The sequence below is a fragment of the Rhodococcoides kroppenstedtii genome (genome assembly GCF_900111805.1).
Taxonomy (GTDB): Bacteria; Actinomycetota; Actinomycetes; order Mycobacteriales; family Mycobacteriaceae; genus Rhodococcoides; species Rhodococcoides kroppenstedtii.
In genome coordinates, this window is the sequence record NZ_FOJN01000013.1 from 37,514 (window position 1) to 58,101 (window position 20,588).

A 20,588-nucleotide genomic window follows, 5' to 3' on the forward strand; every position below is an offset into this window, starting at 1 on the left:
GCGCCACGGCCACCGCGCACAGCGCGAGACCCGGGACCGTCGCGAGACCGAGCCTGTCCCCGAACATCGCCCAGCCCCAGATCATCGTGACGGGCGGGGTCAGGTACAGCAGGGCGCTCGCCGCGGTGGCCCCGCGGCGTCCGATGACGACGAAGTAGCTGCCGATCGCGAGGAAGGTCGAGAGCACCACGGTCCACCCGACGGCGAACCAGAACCCGCCGTCGGCCGGGGGCAGGGCGTCGCCCGCCGCGAGGCTCCACGCGAGGAAGAAGACCGCGGCGGTGGCGGACTGCACGGCGAGTCCCACCGTGATCGGCACCGGCTCGGAATTTCGGGACTGCAGCAGGGTGCCGACCGACAGCGAGACGGTCCCCCCGACGGTAAGGGCGTACGCCCACCACGGCGCGTCGCCGCCGAGATTGCCGCCGACCACCACCGCCACCCCGACGATGCCGAGAAGCAGTCCCGCCGCGGTGCGCCCGCCGATGCGTTGGGCGAGGAACGCGGCGGCGAGGGCGGCCACCACCATCGGCTGCAACGCGGCGATCAGCGCACTGAGTCCGGCGGACACCCCGTACTGGACGCCGGTGTAGATCCCGCCCAGGTACAGACACTGCATGACGACGCCGAGTCCGATCTGGCGGCGCACGGCCGCGCGGGACACGCGCTGCGCTCGAACGAGGACCACGGCCCCGAGGACGAGGGCGGCGACGACGAAGCGCCACGCCAGCACGGCGTGCGACGAGGCGGTGCGCGTGCCGAGCTCGGCGCCGACGAAGCCCGAGCTCCAGGTGACGACGAGCAGGGCGGCCAAGGAGGCGTCTCGTGGGTTCACGCCACGAGGTAACCATACTGGTCTGTATACTCGCAGTGTCCTGTTGTCTCGACCGACGGGAGCCTCCCCGGTGCGCACGATTCCCGACCCCGCCGCCGCCCTCACGCCGGCCGGCGAACGCATCCACGACGTCGCGGCCCGGTTGTTCTACGAACGCGGCATCCGCGCCACCGGAGTCGATCTCGTCGCGGACGAGGCCGGCACCACCAAGAAGACCCTCTACGACCGGTTCGGCTCGAAGGACGGGCTGGTGGCCTTCTATCTCGGTCGTCGCCGACTGCGGTGGCAGCGGTTCGTCCTGGACCGGCTGGACGGCGTCGCCCCGGGACTGCCACGCATCCTGGCCATGTACGACGCGCTCGAGGAGTGGCTCGCGGATGCCTCCCGCGGGTGCGGATTCGTCAACGCCCACGCCGAGATCGCCGGCACCGACCACCCCGGCCTGGCCGTCGTGCACGCCGAGAAAGCCTGGGCGCGTGCGCTGTACGTCGAATTCTCCCGCGACGCCGGGGTGACCGACCCCGACACCGTCGGCACCGGACTGTTCCTCCTCCACGAGGGCGCGGTGGTGGCGTCGACCGCCGGCGGCGTCGCCGACGCAATCGCGGTCGCTCGGCAGTCCGCGCGAGCGCTGATTGCCGGGGCCGTCGCGGCGGCGTCGCCCGGGGCGGCGGATTCGGTGGTCGCCGAGCCCGTCCGGTAAGGTGTTCCAGGTTGTCTCGGCGAGGGTGTCCGGGCCACGGACCCGTCCGAGGACCGACACCGTGATCGACGCAGGCACGGCCCGTCTCTCGGCCGTCCTCGTCCGTGTCCGCGCCGGACAAGTCGTACCGCCGCACACGCCGTCATTCGAGGAGTTCCACCATGGCCGACACCAACGTTCTCACCGCTGCGCTGCGCACGGAGTTCGGCAAGGGCGCCGCCCGCCGCACCCGTCGCGACGGCCAGGTCCCCGCCGTCCTGTACGGCCACTCCACCGACCCGAAGCACCTCGCCCTGCCCGCTCGGGAGTTCGCAGCCGTGCTGCGCGCCGACGGCGTGAACGCCGTCGTCGAGCTCGACATCGACGGCGAGAAGCAGCTGGCTCTGACCAAGTCGGTCGTCGTCCACCCGATCAAGAACTACATCGAGCACGCCGACCTGCTGGTGATCCGCCGCGGCGAGAAGGTCACCGTGGAGATCGCCGTCACCACGACCGGCGACGCCGCCCCCGGCACGCTGGTCACGGTCGACACCAACGCCGTCGAGATCGAGGTCGACGCCACGCAGATCCCCGAGCAGTTCGAGGTGTCGGTCGAGGGCGCCGAGATCGGCACGCAGATCCTCGCCTCCCAGCTCGAGCTGCCGTCGGGCGCCACCCTGGTCACCGACGGCGAGACCCTGCTGGTCAACGTCGTCGAGGCCCCCACCGAGGCCGAGCTCGAGGCCGAGGGTGCCGGCGACCTCGCGTCGAACGTCGCGGCCGAGGAAGAAGAGGCCGTGGAGGACTCCTCCGCTGCCGACGAGGCCGCCCCGGCGGACTCCGACAACTGATCTCAGCCCCACCCGCACGGCGCGCTCTCCGCACGGAGAGCGCGCCGTGCGTCGTTCCCACCCGAGACGAGGCGACATCATGACCAGTTCCGCAGCCGGACCGATGGTGGTGATCGGCCTCGGCAACCCGGGCTCGCAGTACGCGAAGACGCGCCACAACATCGGCGCCGTCGTGCTGGACACCCTCGCGGCCAGGGCGCACGGGTCGTTCTCGGCGCACAAGCGCAGCAACTGCGACGTGCTGTCGGCCCGGCTGGGCGACCGCGCGGTGGTGCTCGGCAAGCCCCGCTCGTACATGAACGAGTCCGGCGGCCCGGTGGTCAACCTGGCCCGGTTCCATTCGGTGGCTCCGACCGACGTGATCGTGGTGCACGACGAGCTCGACCTGGACTTCGGCGTCGTCCGACTCAAGCGCGGCGGCGGCGAGGGCGGCCACAACGGGCTGCGCTCGATCTCGAAGTCGCTGGGCACCAAGGACTACGTCCGGGTGCGCGTCGGTATCGGCCGCCCGCCGGGTCGCATGGATCCCGCGTCGTTCGTCCTGAAACCGTTCGCCGCCGCCGAACGCGACGAGATCGCGGTGAGCGTCGAGGACGCTGCCGACGCGGTCGAACTGGTGGTGCGCCTGGGCCTCGAGGATGCCCAGAACCGCCTCCACGGCCCCTGATCGGCCCGTCCGTTCCGCGTAGTCTGCAGATGCCGCCGTCGTCTCCTCGACGGCGCGCGCCCGATCGAGAAAGGCCCCCGTGAGCACCCCGTCCGATCTGTCACCGACCGCCGAGAGCGCCCCCGCCGCACCGAAGAACCTGCGTCGGGAGGTCGATCGCCGACGGACGTTCGCGGTCATCTCGCACCCGGACGCGGGCAAGTCGACGTTGACCGAGGCGCTCGCCCTGCATGCCCGCAAGATCTCCGAGGCGGGGGCCATCCACGGCAAGGCAGGCCGCAAGTCCACGGTCTCGGACTGGATGGAGATGGAGAAGGCCCGCGGCATCTCCGTCAGCTCCACCGCCCTGCAGTTCGACTACGCCGATCACACCATCAACCTCGTCGACACCCCCGGCCACGCCGATTTCTCGGAGGACACCTATCGGGTTCTCACCGCCGTGGACGCGGCGGTCATGCTGATCGACGCCGCCAAGGGTCTCGAGCCCCAGACCCTCAAGCTCTTCCAGGTGTGCCGCCACCGCGGCATCCCCGTGGTGACGGTGATCAACAAGTGGGACCGTCCGGGCCGCACGCCCCTCGAACTGCTCGACGAAATCGACGAGCGCATCGGGCTGACCCCCACCCCGCTCTTCTGGCCGGTGGGCATCGCCGGCGACTTCCGCGGACTGCTGGACGTGACCGCCGGCGGGTACATCCACTTCACCCGGACCGCCGGCGGCGCGACCATCGCGCCCGAGGAGTTCCTGGACGCCGACGCCGCTGCGGCGCGTGAGGGCGACGAGTGGACCACGGCGCTCGAGGAGAGCGAGCTGTTGGTCGAGAGCGGTCAGCAGCACGACGAGGAGGCGTTCCTCGCCGGGCGCACGTCGCCGGTCATCTTCGCGTCGGCCATGCTGAACTTCGGCGTCCACCAGATCCTGGACACCCTGGTCTCCTTCGCCCCGCCGCCCGGGCCGCGTCCCGACGTCGCCGGCGGCGCCCGCGACGTCACCGACCCGTTCAGCGCCGTGGTGTTCAAGGTCCAGGCGGGCATGGACACCGCACACCGCGATCGCCTGGCGTTCATGCGGGTGGTCTCCGGTGTCTTCGAGCGCGGGATGGTGGTCACCCACGCACAGACCGGCAAGCCGTTCACCACGAAGTACGCACTGACCGTGTTCGGGCGCGAGCGCACCACCGTGGAACACGCCTATCCCGGCGACGTCGTGGGTCTGGTCAACGCGACGGCCCTCGCGCCGGGCCACACGCTCTACGCCGACCGCAAGGTCGAGTTCCCTCCCATCCCCTCGTTCGCGCCGGAGCACTTCTCCATCCTGCGAGCCGAGAGCGCCGCCAAGTACAAGCAGTTCCGACGCGCGGTGGACCAGATGGATTCCGAGGGCGTCGTGCAGATCCTGCGCAACGACCTGCGCGGCGATGCCTCACCCGTGCTCGCCGCCGTCGGCCCCATGCAGTTCGAGGTGGTCGCGGCGCGCATGAAGTCCGAGTTCGGCGTCGAGGCCCGCATGGAGCCGCTCGGCTACTCGCTGGCCCGCCGGACCGATGCCGAGTCCGCCGACGAGCTGGGCCGTCAGCGTGGGGTCGAGGTGTTCACGCGCAGCGACGGGGTGTTGCTCGCCCTGGTCAGCGACAAGTGGCGGTTGCAGTACATCGAGAAGGAGCTGCCGCACCTCACGCTCGAGCCGCTGGTGGCTGCCGCGGACTGAGGGGCGCGGACCGAGGGGCGCGTGGCTCGAACCCCATGCCTCACTGCACACAAGTCGGAGGTCTCGGCGGGAATCCGTCGAATCGGACGAGCTGTGTGCAGCCAGGCAGGTCGCGGCCGTCATGCTCGGACCGCTGTCGTGTGATGTCACCACGAAACATCCCGTGAGTTGGGCTCATTACCAGCCATTGGCTGCATATATCGGACGAATAACGCGCCCGTGGTACTTTTTGCCGTGTCGAACGTACTCGAAGTCCGTTTTCGTGCGTCGACACGGCGGGGGGCCACGTGGTTGTCCGCCCCGCGACACCGCACACCTCACGACGATGGAGCACTCCGAGCATGAACGACGGATCAGGTGGGCCCCTCACGGGCGTCAAGATCGGCAAGGCCCCCGCCCACAGGTCCACCAGGACGCCCTCCACCACCGCAACCCCGACCAACACCAGCGAGGCCGACGTGACCACCAGTGACCAGATCTCCGAGCACGCTCTGCCGGGCAGCTCTTCGGCGACCAACGGCGGATCGAACGGGAGCAGCTTCTCCGGCGCGTCCCGCCACCCGAGCCCGGATCGCCGCACCGCGATGGGTATCGCGTCCATCCGCATCGCCGGCCGGCTCACTCAGAACGAGCTGACCAGCCGCGACACGCGTCCGATGGACACCTCCAACGGACCCGACGAGCTGCTGCAGCTGCTCGGCGAGTACCTCACCTCCGGCGGTCTCTCGAGCCCCGAGCTGCACGTCCGGTCCAACGGCACCACCGTCGTGCTGGACCTCACCAACCCCGCGAAGGGCTTCCGCTGATCCGAGCGCGTCACCGCATGCGAACGGCCCCCGGTTCCACTGGAACCGGGGGCCGTTCTGCTACGAGAGTCGGGTCCGAACGCTACCCGTCATCGCGAGGGGATCAGGCCGGGGGCATGAGCACCGAGTCGATGAGGTAGACGGTCGCGTTGGCGGTCTGGACGCCACCGCAGACGACGTTGGCGTCGTTCACCTTGAGGGCGTCGGTCTCACCGGTGACGTTGACCTGCTGGCCCTCGACGGTGGTCTGCTCGCCGTCGATGTCGGACGGTGCGATCTGGCCGGGCACCACGTGGTAGGTCAGGATCTTGGTGAGCAGCGCCGAGTCGGTCTTCAGCGTCTCGATGGTGGCCGGGTCGATCTTCGCGAAGGCGTCGTCGGTCGGCGCGAAGACGGTGAACTCGCTGCCGTTCAGCGTGTCGACCAGGTTGACTTCCGGATTCAGCTGGCCGGAGACGGCCTGCGTCAGCGTGGTCAGCAGCGGGTTGTTGGACGCGGCCACGGCGACCGGGTCGGCGGCCATGCCGCTCACGGAGCCGGCACCGTCCGGAACCTGCTCGGCGTACGCGGCGCAGCCGGGTCCGACGAGGTTGGAGGCGGGGTCGGCGGAGCCGGACGCCATCGCACTCGAGGTCATCGACTGTGCGGACGTGGTCATCTCGGCCATCGACGACGTGGCGGCGTCGGTGGTGCTGCCGCCGTCGTCGGAGGAACAGGCGGACAGGCCGAGAACGGCCACCGCCGCGAAGCCGACGGCCATTGCGCTCTTGCTCTTCGTGACGCTCATTGCGAAACCCTTCTCGTTGTGTGAACCGAACTGCTCAGCGGCCGGTGTGCTCGGTCACTGTCGGTTGTGTCATCTACTCTTCGGAGCATCCCCACAGGGGGGATTGGTGCATCTGTCGGAAAATACTCGAGCCGCTCCGAATCGGACGAGTCGGACATACATCACTGCAGGTGGAGGCAATTTTCCTCCCCCACAGCCGATCTCATTTTCTGGGATCCACCCTCTTCGGACCGACGCCCGCGGGCAGCTTCTCGGGCGGGCAGCTCTCCTGCACCGCGGTGAACCATCCGCTGTAATGGAACAGGCGTCCCAGAGCCCGCCCGCGCACCTCGATGTCGATTCGGTGCCGCCCCTCCTTCTCGTCCCACCACTCTCGGCCGAAGGTCTCCGCCGACAGGAGAGCGGGCGGCTTCATCGATCCACGGGGCGCGAGGAAACGCGGTGTGCCACTGGTCAACCGGAGGCCACCCTCCTCGTCCGCCGCGCACGACGTCGAGACCACCATGTCCGGTCCGGCCCCGATGTAGTCGAGCGCGTCGCCCTCGGGATCTCGCACCATCACCGAATCGAGCGACACCTCGCGCCCGGGAAACTGGAACCGTCGGACGAAAGCCAGTGTCTCCCTTCCCAGCTCGTCCACGTAGGCATAGTTGGCGATCGTGAAGGGGATGTTCTCCCCCGCGCTCGCGGGCACCATGCGCCGCGCACCACCGAGCCACAGCGCCGGCGGCGGGAGCAACCGTGAGTGCTCGATGGTGTCCATGACCCCGGTGCCGAACTGAGCGACGTGATCGTCCGAACCGAACCCGAAGCGCCACTGCACTTTCGGATGCAGGCGATCGAATTCCGGCCCCATCACCGCGGACACGACGGACGGCATCGGCACACTCCTCCTCCGCGCGACCGACCGGACACGCGATGACGGTGTACCCCGTCTCGTTCGAAACGACACAGCACCCGACACTGCACCGACGCACGGCGCCGAGAGAACGGGCCTCAGCCCAGCTCGTCCGCCAGTTCCATCCAGCGTTCCTCGACGGCGTTCTTCTCGGCGACGACGGTGTCGAGCTCGGCTCCGAGGGTCTGCACTCGGACGGGATCGGTGGCCGCCTCCGCCAACGCCGCGTGCAACGCCTTCTCGCGATCGTCGAGCTTGACCAGGGACCGTTCGAGCCGCGACAGCTCCTTGCGGGCGGCGCGTTCGTCCGCACTGCCCTTGACGGACGACGCCGACGCCGCCGCCGACGCGCTCGCGGCAGGTGCCGAGGCCCCGGCGGACCGCCCGGAGCCGGCGTCGACCGCGTCGGCGAGCTGTGCCCGACGGCGGAGGTACTCCTCGATGCCCCCGGGCAGGTTGGTCAGTCGACCGTCGCCGAACAGCGCCCACGTGGAGTCGCAGATGCGCTCGACGAGGTACCGGTCGTGGCTGATGACCACCAGCGTCCCCGCCCACGAATCGAGCAGATCCTCGAGCTGCTGGAGAGTGTCGATGTCGAGGTCGTTGGTGGGCTCGTCGAGCAGGAGCACGTTCGGCTCGGACATGAGCACGCGCGTCAGCTGCAACCGTCGGCGCTCGCCGCCGGACAGGTCACCGACGGGCGTCCGCTGCCTCGCCGGGGTGAAACCCAGCCTCTCGGCGAGCTGGCCCGCGCTGATCTCCTTGTCGCCCAGCTGAATTCGCTCGGCCACGTCCTGCACCGCCTCGAGAACGCGCATGTCGACCGGGAGATCGTCCAGTTCCTGCCGGAGCCAGCCGATGCGCACGGTCTGCCCCTCGATGCGGCGACCGGACGCGGGATCGAGCTCGCCGGCCAGGGTGCGCAGCAGCGTCGTCTTGCCCGAGCCGTTGACGCCCACCAGGCCGACTCGCTCCCCCGGCGCGAGACGCCAGGTGAGGTCCTCGACGAGAACGCGGCCGTCGGGCGTCGTCAATGTGGCGTCCTCGAGTTCGACGACGACCCGCCCGAGTCGCGTCCGGGCGAAGGATGCCAGCGCGACGGAATCGCGCGGCGGGGGCACGTCGGCGATCAGCGCCTCGGCCGCCTCGATCCGGTAGCGCGGCTTGGACGTGCGCGCGGGCGGACCGCGGCGCAGCCAGGCCAGCTCCTTGCGGGCGAGGTTACGACGCCGGTCCTCGGCGGCGTCCGCCTGTCGCGCGCGTTCGGCGCGGGCGAAGATCCAGTCGCCGTAGCCGCCCTCGTACGTCTCGACGCGCCCGCCCACGACCTCCCAGGTGCGGGTGGCGACGGTGTCGAGGAACCACCGATCGTGTGTCACGACCACCAGCGACGACCGGCGTCCGCGCAGATGCTCGGCCAGCCACTGCACACCCTCGACGTCGAGGTGGTTGGTGGGCTCGTCGAGCACCAGGAGGTCGAGGTCGCGCACCAGCGCCGCGGCCAACGCGGTGCGCCGCCGCTCGCCTCCGGAGAGTTGCTCGACGGGCGCGTCCAGCCCGAGGCCGGTGATCCCGATGCCGTCCAGCACGCTGCGGATGCGGGCATCGCCGGCCCACTCGTGCTCCGCGACACCGAGCGGAGCGAGCACGACGTCTCCGACGGTGGAGCCGGGCGGCAGCACACCGCGCTGGGTGACGACGGCCATGCGGAGGCCACCGACGCGGCTGACCCGGCCGGAGTCGGGCTCCTCGATGCCCGCCAGGACCTCGAGCATGGTGGTCTTGCCGCCGCCGTTGAGACCGACGACGCCGATGCGCTCGTTCTCCTGCACGCCCAGCGACACGCGTTCGAGCAGCGGCTTGACCCCGAACGACTTCGAGACCTGTTCGAGGTTGACGAGATTGGCCATCAGGAACGTCCTCGTTCGTCTCGGGTGACGCGGGCGCCGGGCACCGGCCCGGACGCGACGCGCACCGTGCGGCACACCCCGGCGCCGGACAGTTCGGCGCCGACCTCGACGGCGTCGTCGGCGGACGCGCACAGGAACGCGCAGGTGGGACCGGAACCCGACACGATGCCGGCGATGGCGCCCGCGTCGAGGCCGGCGCGCAGCGTCCGGCGCAGGTCCGGGCGCAGCGACAGGGCGGCCGCCTGGAGATCGTTCACCAGCAGCGGACCCACGCGGGTGGGGTCACCCGACGCGAGCGCCTGCATCAGTTCGTCCGGATCGCCGGCGCGCGGCGGGGTGCCGCGCTCGCGCAGCCGATCCAGTTCGCGATACACCGATGGGGTCGACAAGCCATCCTTCGCCAGGGCCAGAACCCAGTGAAACGTATTGCGGGACAGCACCGGGAGCAGCTTCTCCCCGCGTCCCGTTCCGACGGCGGTCCCGCCGGCCACCGAGAACGGCACGTCGCTACCGAGCCGGGCCGCGAAACCCATGATTTCGGCGCGGGACAGGCCCAGTTCCCACAGCTCGTCGAGCGCGACGAGGGTGGCGGCGGCGTCGGCACTCCCCCCGGCCATACCGCCCGCGACGGGAATGCCCTTGTCGATCGTGATCGCGACGCCGGGCGCGCGGCCCACGGCCTCGGCGACCATGACGGCGGCCCGCCACGCGAGGTTGCTCGAATCCACGGGCACCGACGCGGCGTCGTCGCCCCGCACGGTGATCGCCATGCTCGGAGCACTGACCACCGACACGTCGTCCACCAACGACAGGGCGTGGAAGACGGTGGTGAGGTCGTGATAGCCGTCCGCGCGCAGATCACCGACGGCCAGGTGCAGGTTGACCTTGGCGGGGGCGCGAACCCGGACGGGCCGCGTGACGACGGTGAGCACGACGAACCACTCTAGTCGGGGCCGGGTCCGGGACCCGCATCAGGCGGAGTCGGGGCCGGCCCGGTCAGGACGAGGTGGCCGCCAGCCGCACGAACGCGGCGGCGTCGAGCGTCTCGCCGCGCGCCGACGGGTCGATCCCGGCCTCGACGAGGCGACGCTCCGCCGCGGCGGCTCCGCCGGCCCATCCGGCCAACGCCGCCCGCAGGGTCTTGCGGCGCTGCGCGAAGGCGGCGTCGACGACGGCGAACACCGCCCGTCGGGTGTCCTCGTCCTGCGGCCACGGCGGCGTCGCGTAGCGGTCGATGCGCACCAGACCGGATTCCACCTGCGGGACGGGCCAGAACACGCTGCGTCCCACGGCTCCGGCGCGGCGAACGACACCGAAGAACGACGCCTTCACCGACGGGACGCCGTAGATCTTGGACCCCGGGTCGGCGGCCAAGCGGTCGGCCACCTCCGCCTGGACCATCACCAGCGCGGTGCGCAGGCTCGGCAGGGTCGAGAGCAGGTGCAACAGCACCGGCACGGCCACGTTGTAGGGCAGGTTGGCCACCAGCGCGGTGGGGTTGCTCGGCACCTCGTCCGGCCGCACGCGCAGCGCGTCGGCCTCGATCACGGTCAGCCGGTCCGCCCGCGAGCCCGCGCGCTCCGCGGCCGTGATCGGCAGGCGCGCAGCGAGAGGAGGGTCGATCTCGACGGCGACGACGCGGTCGACCACGTCCATCAGGGCCAGCGTCAAAGACCCGAGTCCCGGACCCACCTCGAGCACCGTGTCGTCCGGCCCGACGCCGGCCGCGGCGACGATGCGCCGCACGGTGTTCGCGTCGTGGACGAAGTTCTGGCCGAGCGTCTTGGTGGGCCGCACGCCCAGCTCAGCGGCCAGGGTGCGGACCTCGGCCGGGCCCAACAGGCGCACTTCGCTCGACGACACGGGTGCCGAGCCTACTGCGCCGAGAGCCGACCGCTCGCGGCTCAGCGCAGACCGAGCTTGCTGGAGCAGGACGGCCAGGCGCCCCAACCCTGCGTCTGCTGCGTTCGGGTTGCGACGGCGATCTGCTCCTCGCGGGTGGCGAGGTCGGCGCGGGGGGCGTACTTGAGACCACCCTGCCGCTCCCAGGTGTTCTGGTCGAACTGGACGCCGCCGTAGAACCCGTTGCCGGTGTTGATGGCCCAGTTACCGGTCGCCTCGCACTGGGCGAGGGCGTCCCAGGTGGCGCCGTTCTGCACGGGCGGTACCTCCGTGCCCGGCTTGGCGCCGACGCGCACGACCTTCGGCACGGCGGGAACGGTGACGTCCGCGTCGACGAGCGTGCGGCCGGTCTCGACGCCGTTGACCAGCGTCACCTCGTACGTCGCGTTCTGCTCGCCGGGCGCGCCGGCCGATTCCTCGACGGTCCGCGACATGTTCATCGTCGGGTCCTCGATACGCTGGTCCGGCGGCGGCACGGCCTCGGTGAGCGTGCGCACCTCGGTGCGCTGGCGGGTCACGGTGATCTGCTGGCCGTCGGTCAGCGGGGTGTCGGCGGAGGGCTCGACGGTGTCCTGCTGTTCGAGCGGTGCACCGGCGGCCGCGAGGAACTCGCCCACGGTCGGGGCCGCGAGGCGCAGCGGCGCGGGCTGCGCGGCACCGTCGACGAGCGTGACGGACTTGGGCAGAACCACCTCGACGGTGCCGCCCTCGAGCGGGATCTGCTGATCCTCGGGCTGGTCGATGTGCACGTCCGGAGCGATACCGAGCTCGTCCTTGGCCTCGGCGACGGTGCTCGCCGTGGTCCACACCGACGACGGCGCACCGTCGACGAGCAGCGTGACCTCGCGGGCCCGCTTCAGCGTCACCGTGTCGCCGTCGGTGATGGCCGCGTCCGCGGCGGGTTCGACGACGTCGCGCTCGGCCGGGACGTATCCGGCCGCGGCGAGCGCGCCGCGGGCGTCGGTGCTCATGGTCGACAGCGAGATGCGCTGCCCGTCGACGTCGACGGTGATCGTCTTGTGCCGGACGACGGCGACGGACGCACCCACCACGAGGGTGAGGAGGAGCGCGGCGACGGTGGCGTACAGCAGTCGCGAGCGTGCGGAGTTGAGGCGGGCTACGTGAGACATGTGCTCACGGCATCGCGAAGGGTCACGAGAAGATCACGCACGAGAGGTCCTTGCCGGTGAAACGATCCCGCTCGCGTCGCGGCGGACACGAACCAGGGCTTGCGGTCACGATACGGTAACGGACGTGCGTCGCCCCGGCAACTTCGGACGGTGCGCGTACGCTCCGCGGCTTCTTACCGATCGGTAATAAGAGGCGTGGCCCCGGAGGGGTTTAGTGTCCGACCCGTGAACTCGACCATCCCACCCGTGCGTCGACTGTCCGTGGTCGCCGCCCTCGTCGCCCTCCTCGCGCTCGTGCTGGGCCCGACCGCACAGGCGCAGCCCGCGCCGCCGAGTCCCGTCGAGGGCCGCACGTTCACGATCGCCACCGACGTCACGTTCGCGCCGTTCGAGTTCCAGAACGCCGACGGGCAGTTCGTCGGTATCGACATGGACCTCATCCGGGCGATCGCCGAGGATCAGGGGTTCTCCGTCGACATCCGGCCGCTCGGCTTCGACGCGGCGCTCCAGGCAGTCCAGGCCGGCCAGGCCGACGGCGTGATCGCCGGCATGACCATCACCCCGGCCCGCGAAGCGGTGTTCGACTTCTCCGAGCCGTACTTCGAGTCGGGCGTTCAGATGGCCGTCCTCGAGAACTCGTCGATCACGTCGTACGAGGACCTCGCCGGCCAGCAGGTGGCGGTCAAGAACGGCACCGAGGGCGCGGACTTCGCCGAGTCGATCAAGGACCGGTACGGCTTCACGACGCGCTACTTCGCCGACTCGGCGAGCATGTACGACGAGGTGCGGACCGGGAACTCCGTCGCCGTCTTCGACGACTACCCGGTGCTGCAGTACGGCATCACGCAGGGCAACGGACTGAAGACGGTCACCGAGAAGGAATCGCCCAGCAATTACGGATTCGCCGTCAACAAGGGCGCGAACGCCGATCTGCTCGCGGCGTTCGACACCGGTCTGGCCAATCTGCGCTCGTCCGGTCAGTACGACGAGATCCTGAACACCTACATCGGCGCGGGCGCCGAGGAGACCGACAACTCCATTCCGGGGCTGATCAAGACCGAGTACAAGGAGCTGCTGAAGGGTCTGTGGCTCACCGTGGTCCTCACGGTGATCTCCATCGTCATCGCCCTGATCCTCGGTGCGATCTTCGGCCTCTTCCGCGTCAGCACCAAGTCCTGGCTGCGGGCGATCGGGGCGACCTACGTTGCGATCTTCCGCGGGACCCCGCTGCTGGTCCAGGCGTTCTTCATCTACTTCGGCATCCCGGCCGCGCTCGGGTTCACGATGACGGCCTTCACCGCGGGCATCATCACGCTCTCGCTCAACGCCGGTGCGTACATGGCCGAGATCGTGCGCGGCGGCATCCTGTCGGTGGACAAGGGCCAGATGGAGGCCTCTCGCAGCCTCGGCATCTCCTACCTGACGTCGATGCGCAAGGTGGTCATGCCGCAGGCCATCCGCACCATGATTCCGTCGTACATCAACCAGTTCGTCATCACACTCAAGGACACCTCGATCCTGTCCGTGATCGGCCTGGCCGAGCTCACGCAGTCCGGGCGCATCATCATCGCCCGCAACTTCCAGTCCTTCAACATGTGGCTGATCATCGCCGTCATGTACTTCGTCATCATCATGGCGCTGACGATGCTGTCGAACCGTCTCGAGAAGAGGATCAACAAGTGACCAGCACGGAGAAGTCGGACGCGGGACAGTCGGCCGCCGAGGTCAAGATCCGCGCGACCGGCCTGAAGAAGGCGTTCGGCGACCTCGAGGTGCTCAAGGGCCTCGACGTCGACATCCACTCCGGCGAGGTGGTGTGCGTGATCGGGCCGTCGGGCTCGGGCAAGAGCACGTTCCTGCGCTGCCTGAACAAGCTCGAGGACATCACCGGTGGCACCGTGGTGGTCGACGGATTCGATCTGACGAACCCGAAGGTCGACCTGGACGAGGTGCGTCAGCACATCGGGATGGTGTTCCAGCACTTCAACCTGTTCCCGCACATGTCGGTGATCGAGAACGTCATGCTCGCGCCCGTCGAGACCAAGCGGGCCGACAAGAAGTCGGCGCGGGAGAACGCCCTGCGGCTGCTCGACCAGGTCGGTCTGGCCGAGAAGGAGAACGCCAAGCCGGCCCAGTTGTCGGGTGGGCAGAAGCAGCGCGTCGCGATCGCTCGCGCGCTGGCGATGAATCCCGACATCATGCTGTTCGACGAGGCCACCTCCGCCCTGGACCCCGAGATGGTCGGAGAGGTGTTGCAGGTGCTGCGCGATCTCGCGAAGGGCGGCATGACCATGGTGGTCGTGACGCACGAGATGGGTTTCGCCCGCGAGGTCTCGGACCGTGTGATCTTCATGGCCGACGGGTACATCGTCGAGGAGGGCACGCCGGAGCAACTGTTCGGTGACCCGCAGAACGACCGCACCAGGGACTTCCTGAACAAGGTTCTCTGACGACAACCACGGTGCCGCCGGGCCGATCCCGTCCGGCGGACACCACGAAAGGCGCGCCATGACCGACGAGCAGGAACTCATGCAGAAGATCGTCGCGACGATCGACGCCCGGCTGGGACAGGAGACGTCGGGCCTGCAGAACGAGGTCCCGCCCGGCGCCAGCGCGCAGTCCGACGACGAGGACGGTGAGCGCGGCCCCCTCGGCCGCGACTACCACCTGGCGGGCAAGTACGCCCAGGCTCTCGCGATCGGTGAGGCGCAGGTGATCGACCGGGCCGAGTTCGACCGCCTGGTCGAGACCTATGGCGAGGACGCGAAGTAGGCCGCTCGTGGCCCGATCGTGACCTTCGGGTTGCTAACGATCGGCACGTGACCGGCGACACATCGGTCATGACCATCACCACCGCGACCGTTCGAGTCGTCGTGCTCGCGGCCTGCGCGGCCGTCGCCGCGGCCTGCGGCGGCCAGACGGGCGGAACCGCCCTACCGGCCCCGGCCGACCCGACGACGTCCGTCGCTGCGGCCCCCTCGTCGACTCCCGCCGCCGCGCCGTCGGCGTCGGACGTCCCCACGCCGGGGCCCACGTTCACCGAGACCGTCACCGTTCCCGCCCCGGCTCCCGCCGGTCCCGTGCCGTGCGTGGACCCGTCGTCGTCGAACGTCCGGGCCGCGGTGGCCGACCTCGGAACCGATTCGCAGGGCGGGCGTTTCGTGATCGACGATCACACGACGGGCATCAGCTCCGACGGGTGCCCGTCACTGGAATGGGCGCGCGCCACGGGCACCGGCATCCAGAACGGCACCGTGCAGTCCCACGTCCTGTTCTTCACGAACACCGGGTCCTACCTGGGTACGGCCACGTCGGATGCGTACAGCTACACCTCGGTGGTCGGGGCCTCCGACGACACGGTCACCGTGCGGTACCGGTGGCTCTCCCCCGACGACGCCAACTGCTGCCCGTCCAACGAGTCGTACGTGACGTTCACCCTGGTCGGCGGAAACACCATCGTGCCCGACGGGCAGTTCCCGCCGCGGCCGTGACCGGCCGGCCCTGCGCGGCGCGTCAGAGCCGCAGGTAGATCTCCTCGTTGACCCGATCGGCGATGCCCTGCAGGCGGCTGCGCCGGTGGGCGCCGGCGATCGCGGCGATCTTGGTGGGCCGCCATGCATCGTCGTCGTCGTGCACGATGCGCACACGCGACGACGACCACAGCGGATCGACGTACGGGTGCGATCCGTGGCGGCTCGTGATCGGCGGGCTGCTGGGCACGATCACCGCCGACAGGGTCGGGGCGAGGCACAGCGCGACATGGGCCAGAGCCGGACCGAAGTACAGCCGGGGCCACGGCACGCGCAGGGGATCGCTGACCCGTCGCACCGTCGTCCGGACGACGATCAGCTCCTTGCCCAGCTCCGTCGCGGCTGCTCGGGCCCGCTCGGTGGCCAGCGCCGCCGCCGACCCGTCGTGCTGGTCGAGGTCCATGCCCAGCGCGAAGATCAGGTGGGTGATCTCGTCCAGGTGCTTGCGCACGGCGTGGAAGGAGTCGACGCCGAGGCTGAAGAAGCAGCCGACGACGCGAACATCGCACCCGCCGCGGCGGCGCCCGCGCGCTGCTCGCGGTCGACGTGCCCGGTCACGCCCGTTCCCGCCCGCAGCTCGAGGGAATCCGCCACCCGCATCGCGAGGGCGTAGGTAGCGGGAACCCAGGGCGCGACCCCGGTGTCGATGGGCACCGAGGCCGAGGTCTCCGCGGTGAAGTGGCCGCGTCCGGTGTCCAGACGCACCGCGGTGCCGTGGGCATCGCGCTGCTCGACCGTGGCGATCATCGGTCGGCGCGGGCGGCGGAGGGGAATCACGAGCTGTGTTGTATCACAACGATCGGGTGGGCCGAACGGCGAAACCGACCGGTCAGGTCAGCCGGTAGACCCGCTCCGCCGTGGCCGTCGCCGACGCCGCCGCGGCCTCCGGATCCCGCCCGGTGATCTCCGCGAAGGCACGGGCCGTGTAGGGCAGACAGTAGGGCTCGTTCGGCGCCCCGCGGAACGGGTGCGGAGTGAGGAACGGTGCGTCGGTCTCGAAGAGGAACTGCCCGTCGGGAACCAGCTGCGCGGCTTCGCGCAACTCGTGCGCGTTGCGAAAGCTGACGGTGCCGGAGAAGCTCAGAACGTATCCGGCCTCGACGCAGGCCTCGGCCATCTCCGGACCGGAACTGAAGCAGTGGAAGATCACCGTGTCCGGGGCGCCCTCGTCCAGCAGCACCGCCAACAGGTCGTGATCGGCCTCGCGGTTGTGGATCATCAACGGCTTGTGCAGTCGCTTCGCGAGGTCGATGTGCCACCGGAAGCCGTCGACCTGCTCCTCGACGGTCGCGCAGCCGTCGAGCTTGCCCGGCCAGTAGTAGTCCAGTCCGGTCTCCCCCACCGCGACCACGCGACGATCCCGGGCGAGCGACTCGATCTCCGCCTTCACCTCGTCGGTGAGGACGTTCGCGCGTGTGGGATGGATGGCAACGGCGGCCCACACCCGTGTATCCCAGTGCGCCGCCTCGACCGCGAAGCGTGCGGCGTCGAGATCGTCCGCCACCGTGACCACGCGCGAGACCCCGACCGCCTCGGCGCGGTCGAGAGCCGCGGCCACACCGGCCGCGTCCGTCGCACCACAGGCGTCGAGGTGGGTGTGCGCGTCCACGAGCGGGACCAGCGGGGCAGGGGCATCCGGGGCGGGACGGTCTTTCGGCACGAAAGATAGAGTATGCGCACCATGACTCCTACTTCCGATGCTCCGGTGAACGCCGCCGGCCGCCCGCCGTTCTACATCACCACCGCGATCGCGTACCCGAACGGCACCCCGCACATCGGGCACGCCTACGAGTACATCGCGACCGACGTGCTGGCGCGGTTCAAGCGTCTCGACGGCTACGACGTCCGGTTCCTCACCGGCACCGACGAGCACGGGCTGAAGATGGCGCAGACCGCGGCGAAGGAGGGTCTGAGCACGGCGGATCTCGCGCGACGCAATTCGGACGCCTTCCAGGCCATGCAGGAATCGCTGGGCATCACGTTCGACCGCTTCATCCGCACCACCGACGCGGACCACCTCGAGGCGAGTCGCACTCTGTGGCAACGCATGGCCGACCGGGGAGACATCTACCTCGACACCTACAGCGGGTGGTATTCCGTGCGGGACGAGGCCTACTACGCGGAGAGCGAGACCACGCGGCTGGACGACGGGTCGCGCATCGCGACCGAGACCGGAACGCCGGTGGAGTGGACCGAGGAGTCGACGTACTTCTTCCGACTCTCGGCGTACCAGGACAAGCTGCTCGCGCTGTACGAGGAGCGTCCCGACTTCGTGCTCCCCGCCACCCGGCGCAACGAGGTGGCGAGCTTCGTCGCGAGCGGACTGAAGGATCTGTCGATCTCCCGGTCGACGTTCGACTGGGGTGTTCCGGTGCCGGGCGATGAGGCACACGTGATGTACGTGTGGGTCGACGCCCTCACGAATTACCTGACGGGCGTGGGCTATCCGGACGTCGAGGGCGACGCGTTCCGCACCTACTGGCCCGCGGACGTGCACATGATCGGCAAGGACATCGTGCGTTTCCACGCCGTGTTCTGGCCCGCCTTCCTCATGTCCGCGGGCATCGAACTGCCGAAACGGGTGTTCGTGCACGGCTTTTTGACCAACAAGGGCGAGAAGATGTCCAAGTCGGTCGGCAACGTGGTCGATCCCGCGGCGCTGATCGCCGACTACGGCCTGGACGCCGTACGGTTCTTCCTGCTGCGCGAGGTCTCGTTCGGCCAGGACGGCAGCTACAGCCACGAGGCCATCGTCACGCGCATCAACGCCGACCTGGCCAACGAGTTGGGCAATCTCGCGCAGCGATCCTTGTCGATGGTGGCGAAGAACTGCGACGCACGCGTACCGACGCCGGGGGACTTCACCGACGCCGACGAGGCCATGTTCGCGCACGTCGCCGGTCTCGCGGATACCGTTCGGGCACACATGGATCGGCAGGAACTGCACCTTGCGCTGGAGGCGATCTGGTCCGTTCTGGGCGAGACCAACCGCTACTTCTCCGCGCAGGAGCCGTGGGTGCTGCGCAAGACCGACCCCGAGCGCATGGCCACGGTCCTCTACGTGACGCTCGAGGTCCTGCGCGTCGCGGTGATCCTCACTCAGCCGTTCATGCCCGATTCCTGCGCGCGCCTGCTCGACCTGCTGGGGGTGTCCGATCGCGACTTCGCTTCTCTCCCCACCCGTCTCACCGCGGGTGTCGAGTTGCCGAAGCCGACGGGCGTCTTCCCGCGCTACGTCGAGCCCGACGTGAACTAGACCCGTGTAGATCCGTCAGGCGAGCTTCTCGAGCTCCTCGAGGGCCGTGTCGAGGTGAGTCAGCATGCGCTGCAACGACGGAACGCTCCGGCGGTCTCCCACCAGCCCGAAGTTGACGTTGTCGGCGTTGGTGGCCAGCGTGATGTTGAGCGCCTGCCCGTCGAGCACGATCGACGCCGGGTAGACGCCGTCGAGACGCGCGCCGTTCCAGTACATCTCGGTCTTCGGCCCGGGCACGTTGGAGATGATGACGTTGAAGGGCGGCGGGGTGTTGCGCACGAAGCCCGGCACCGGCGTGAGCAGGAGCGGAGCCATCACCGCGGCACCGTATCCCAGCGCCTGCAGGGGGCTGAGGTTCCGCATCATCGCCTTCGAGTCGTTCATCGACCGTACGACGGCCGCGAGCCTGCGCTCGGGATCGGGCTGATCGGTCCCGAGATTGCAGAGCACGGTGGTCACCGCGTTGCCGCCGGAGGCGTCCGCGCCGGCCTCGCGCATCGACACGGGCACCATGGCCACGAGTGGCTGGTCGGGCAGCGCGTTGCGGTCGATGAGGTAGGACCGGAGCGCGCCCGCGCACATGGTGAGCACGACGTCGTTCAGCGTGACGCCCAGTGCCGAGGCGACGTCCGTCATGCGCGTCTTCGACCACTGCTGCGACGCGAAGCGCCGCGCACCGCCGATGGGAACGTTGAGCATGGTGTGCGGCGCGGTCAGCGGCAACACCATGTCGTTGCCGCGCAACTTGTTCCACCCGATGCGGGCCGCCGCCGGCCCCATCCCCGCGAGCTCACCGGCCGCTTTGACACCGGTCGAGACCGCCGCGAGGGCGCCGCCGCCCGTCGTCGCGACCGCCGAGCTCTTCTTCTTCCTGAACAGGGCGGGATCCCAGATGGGACCGCAGTCCCGACGGTCCGGATCCGGCGTCAGGGCCTTCTCGAACAACTTCAGGGCCGACACCCCGTCGACGAGGGAGTGGTGGATCTTGCTGTAGAGCGCCAGGCGACCGTCCGCCAACCCCTCGATGATGTGCAGCTCCCACATGGGGCGGTGCCGATCGAGGGGCGCGCCGTGTTCGGCGGAGACGTAGCGCAGCAGCTCGCGCACACGCCCGGGTCGGGGCAGCATGATGCGGCGAACGTGTTGTTCGAAGTCGAGATCGTCGTCGAAGATCCACCGCAGGGTGCCCATGACGTTGACCGGCGGGGCCGGACGTTTGCGGAACAACTCGTAGACGTCGGTGGCCGCTTCGAAGGTCTCGTAGACCTTCTGCCCGAACGTCTCCTCCTCGCCGTCCGGCGGCACGAAAAGTTGGAGCCCGCCCACGTGCATGGGGTGCTCTCGCGTCTCCGCCACCAGGAACATGGATTCGGTGACCGGCATGAACGGCATCGACGCACCCTCTCTAGGCCCGGCGGCACGGCGCGATCGCCCCGCTCACCTGCCCCTTCACCATGCTCTCCGCAGATAACGAACGCGCAACGGAACGGTCGACGCACGGTCACGGTGTGACCCCGATTACAACGGATGTCTCGAAACGTGTTTCATGGTGGCGTGCCGGTGCGATCCCCTCTGCAGAGAAGGACCAGAAGGATTCGACGGAGCACCCGGACGAGCACGCACCGG

20 protein-coding genes and 1 pseudogene are annotated in these 20,588 nt (G+C 69.6%); 10 read left to right on the plus strand and 11 right to left on the minus strand.

All coding sequences use genetic code 11. The annotated features are described in order from the left end of the window. Nucleotides 1-4 precede the first annotated feature (4 nt). Nucleotides 5-958, minus strand: a pseudogene (locus tag BMZ18_RS14790) (DMT family transporter); the annotation flags it as partial. Here BMZ18_RS14790 and BMZ18_RS14795 point away from each other — a divergent pair. From BMZ18_RS14795 to BMZ18_RS14815, 5 genes are all read left to right on the plus strand, one after another. Further along, nucleotides 906-1,538, plus strand: a complete 633-nt coding sequence (locus tag BMZ18_RS14795) for a TetR/AcrR family transcriptional regulator (RefSeq protein WP_082895136.1) — start codon at nucleotides 906-908, stop codon at nucleotides 1,536-1,538. The pseudogene BMZ18_RS14790 and the gene BMZ18_RS14795 sit on opposite strands and share 53 nt — an antisense overlap. 161 nt (nucleotides 1,539-1,699) lie before the next feature. Continuing rightward, entirely contained in the window at nucleotides 1,700-2,368 is a 669-nt protein-coding gene (locus BMZ18_RS14800) for a 50S ribosomal protein L25/general stress protein Ctc (RefSeq protein WP_068365072.1), read from the plus strand. Between the two features lie 79 nt (nucleotides 2,369-2,447). Further along, entirely contained in the window at nucleotides 2,448-3,035 is a 588-nt protein-coding gene (gene pth, locus BMZ18_RS14805) for an aminoacyl-tRNA hydrolase (RefSeq protein ID WP_068365069.1), read from the plus strand. Nucleotides 3,036-3,114: 79 nt separating this feature from the next. Further along, the gene (locus BMZ18_RS14810; RefSeq protein WP_068365066.1) at nucleotides 3,115-4,743 is read left to right on the plus strand and encodes a peptide chain release factor 3; all 1,629 of its coding nucleotides are present in this window, start codon (nucleotides 3,115-3,117) and stop codon (nucleotides 4,741-4,743) included. 341 nt (nucleotides 4,744-5,084) lie between these two features. Continuing rightward, nucleotides 5,085-5,549 carry a hypothetical protein gene (locus BMZ18_RS14815; protein WP_068102626.1) on the plus strand — a complete coding sequence of 155 codons (465 nt, stop codon included), beginning with the start codon at nucleotides 5,085-5,087 and terminating at the stop codon, nucleotides 5,547-5,549. A 103-nt stretch (nucleotides 5,550-5,652) separates the two neighbouring features. Here the strand turns inward: BMZ18_RS14815 and BMZ18_RS14820 are convergent, their stop codons facing one another. From BMZ18_RS14820 to BMZ18_RS14845, 6 genes are all read right to left on the minus strand, one after another. Next, a complete protein-coding gene (locus BMZ18_RS14820) occupies nucleotides 5,653-6,336 on the minus strand; it encodes a fasciclin domain-containing protein (RefSeq protein WP_068365063.1) in 684 nt (227 codons plus the stop codon). Nucleotides 6,337-6,538: 202 nt separating this feature from the next. Continuing rightward, nucleotides 6,539-7,216, minus strand: a complete 678-nt coding sequence (locus BMZ18_RS14825) for a DUF4166 domain-containing protein (protein WP_068365060.1) — start codon at nucleotides 7,214-7,216, stop codon at nucleotides 6,539-6,541. A gap of 116 nt (nucleotides 7,217-7,332) precedes the next feature. Beyond that, nucleotides 7,333-9,144 carry an ABC-F family ATP-binding cassette domain-containing protein gene (locus tag BMZ18_RS14830; protein WP_068365058.1) on the minus strand — a complete coding sequence of 604 codons (1,812 nt, stop codon included), beginning with the start codon at nucleotides 9,142-9,144 and terminating at the stop codon, nucleotides 7,333-7,335. Continuing rightward, on the minus strand, nucleotides 9,144-10,076 hold the full coding sequence (locus tag BMZ18_RS14835) for a 4-(cytidine 5'-diphospho)-2-C-methyl-D-erythritol kinase (RefSeq protein ID WP_068365055.1): 933 nt from the start codon (nucleotides 10,074-10,076) through the stop codon (nucleotides 9,144-9,146). The genes BMZ18_RS14830 and BMZ18_RS14835 overlap by 1 nt, the downstream gene beginning before the upstream one ends. Nucleotides 10,077-10,140: 64 nt before the next feature. Beyond that, a complete protein-coding gene (rsmA, locus tag BMZ18_RS14840) occupies nucleotides 10,141-11,007 on the minus strand; it encodes a 16S rRNA (adenine(1518)-N(6)/adenine(1519)-N(6))-dimethyltransferase RsmA (RefSeq protein ID WP_068365052.1) in 867 nt (288 codons plus the stop codon). 41 nt (nucleotides 11,008-11,048) lie between these two features. Then, the gene (locus BMZ18_RS14845) at nucleotides 11,049-12,176 is read right to left on the minus strand and encodes a resuscitation-promoting factor (RefSeq protein ID WP_068365049.1); all 1,128 of its coding nucleotides are present in this window, start codon (nucleotides 12,174-12,176) and stop codon (nucleotides 11,049-11,051) included. A gap of 225 nt (nucleotides 12,177-12,401) precedes the next feature. On the opposite strand from BMZ18_RS14845, the gene BMZ18_RS14850 reads away from it, so the two are divergent. From BMZ18_RS14850 to BMZ18_RS14865, 4 genes are all read left to right on the plus strand, one after another. Then, the gene (locus tag BMZ18_RS14850; protein WP_068365046.1) at nucleotides 12,402-13,859 is read left to right on the plus strand and encodes an amino acid ABC transporter substrate-binding protein/permease; all 1,458 of its coding nucleotides are present in this window, start codon (nucleotides 12,402-12,404) and stop codon (nucleotides 13,857-13,859) included. Further along, entirely contained in the window at nucleotides 13,856-14,626 is a 771-nt protein-coding gene (locus BMZ18_RS14855; RefSeq protein WP_082833901.1) for an amino acid ABC transporter ATP-binding protein, read from the plus strand. The genes BMZ18_RS14850 and BMZ18_RS14855 overlap by 4 nt, the downstream gene beginning before the upstream one ends. A gap of 58 nt (nucleotides 14,627-14,684) precedes the next feature. Then, nucleotides 14,685-14,948, plus strand: coding sequence for a modification methylase HgiDII (locus tag BMZ18_RS14860; RefSeq protein WP_068102639.1), 264 nt, complete (start codon nucleotides 14,685-14,687; stop codon nucleotides 14,946-14,948). A gap of 68 nt (nucleotides 14,949-15,016) precedes the next feature. After that, nucleotides 15,017-15,667, plus strand: a complete 651-nt coding sequence (locus BMZ18_RS14865) for an LppP/LprE family lipoprotein (RefSeq protein WP_139203986.1) — start codon at nucleotides 15,017-15,019, stop codon at nucleotides 15,665-15,667. A 22-nt stretch (nucleotides 15,668-15,689) separates the two neighbouring features. Here the strand turns inward: BMZ18_RS14865 and BMZ18_RS14870 are convergent, their stop codons facing one another. From BMZ18_RS14870 to BMZ18_RS14880, 3 genes are read right to left on the minus strand one after another with little or no spacing between them, the layout of a single operon-like run. Further along, nucleotides 15,690-16,157 (minus strand): hypothetical protein, encoded by a 468-nt coding sequence (locus BMZ18_RS14870; RefSeq protein WP_068365040.1) that lies wholly within the window; start codon nucleotides 16,155-16,157, stop codon nucleotides 15,690-15,692. Next, nucleotides 16,124-16,483, minus strand: coding sequence for a hypothetical protein (locus BMZ18_RS14875; RefSeq protein ID WP_139203987.1), 360 nt, complete (start codon nucleotides 16,481-16,483; stop codon nucleotides 16,124-16,126). The genes BMZ18_RS14870 and BMZ18_RS14875 overlap by 34 nt, the downstream gene beginning before the upstream one ends. Nucleotides 16,484-16,535: 52 nt before the next feature. Further along, complete coding sequence (locus BMZ18_RS14880; protein ID WP_068365034.1) at nucleotides 16,536-17,366, minus strand: TatD family hydrolase; 831 nt, start codon at nucleotides 17,364-17,366, stop codon at nucleotides 16,536-16,538. Nucleotides 17,367-17,387: 21 nt separating this feature from the next. Between BMZ18_RS14880 and metG the strand changes: the two genes are divergently transcribed. Then, nucleotides 17,388-18,962 (plus strand): methionine--tRNA ligase, encoded by a 1,575-nt coding sequence (gene metG, locus BMZ18_RS14885; RefSeq protein ID WP_068365132.1) that lies wholly within the window; start codon nucleotides 17,388-17,390, stop codon nucleotides 18,960-18,962. A 15-nt stretch (nucleotides 18,963-18,977) separates the two neighbouring features. On the opposite strand, the gene BMZ18_RS14890 is transcribed toward metG, so the two are convergent. Further along, a complete protein-coding gene (locus BMZ18_RS14890; protein WP_068365031.1) occupies nucleotides 18,978-20,354 on the minus strand; it encodes a WS/DGAT/MGAT family O-acyltransferase in 1,377 nt (458 codons plus the stop codon). Nucleotides 20,355-20,588: the final 234 nt, after the last annotated feature.

Bases quoted from the DNA above. Each gene is read 5' to 3' on its own strand.
- BMZ18_RS14860 (WP_068102639.1), top strand. From the start codon at position 14,685: ATGACCGACGAGCAGGAACTCATGCAGAAGATCGTCGCGACGATCGAC.
- metG (WP_068365132.1), top strand. From the start codon at position 17,388: ATGACTCCTACTTCCGATGCTCCGGTGAACGCCGCCGGCCGCCCGCCG.
- BMZ18_RS14815 (WP_068102626.1), top strand. From the start codon at position 5,085: ATGAACGACGGATCAGGTGGGCCCCTCACGGGCGTCAAGATCGGCAAG.
- BMZ18_RS14845 (WP_068365049.1), bottom strand. From the start codon at position 12,176: ATGTCTCACGTAGCCCGCCTCAACTCCGCACGCTCGCGACTGCTGTAC.
- BMZ18_RS14800 (WP_068365072.1), top strand. From the start codon at position 1,700: ATGGCCGACACCAACGTTCTCACCGCTGCGCTGCGCACGGAGTTCGGC.
- BMZ18_RS14830 (WP_068365058.1), bottom strand. From the start codon at position 9,144: ATGGCCAATCTCGTCAACCTCGAACAGGTCTCGAAGTCGTTCGGGGTC.
- pth (WP_068365069.1), top strand. From the start codon at position 2,448: ATGACCAGTTCCGCAGCCGGACCGATGGTGGTGATCGGCCTCGGCAAC.
- BMZ18_RS14890 (WP_068365031.1), bottom strand. From the start codon at position 20,354: ATGCCGTTCATGCCGGTCACCGAATCCATGTTCCTGGTGGCGGAGACG.
- BMZ18_RS14865 (WP_139203986.1), top strand. From the start codon at position 15,017: ATGACCATCACCACCGCGACCGTTCGAGTCGTCGTGCTCGCGGCCTGC.
- BMZ18_RS14825 (WP_068365060.1), bottom strand. From the start codon at position 7,216: ATGCCGTCCGTCGTGTCCGCGGTGATGGGGCCGGAATTCGATCGCCTG.
- BMZ18_RS14820 (WP_068365063.1), bottom strand. From the start codon at position 6,336: ATGAGCGTCACGAAGAGCAAGAGCGCAATGGCCGTCGGCTTCGCGGCG.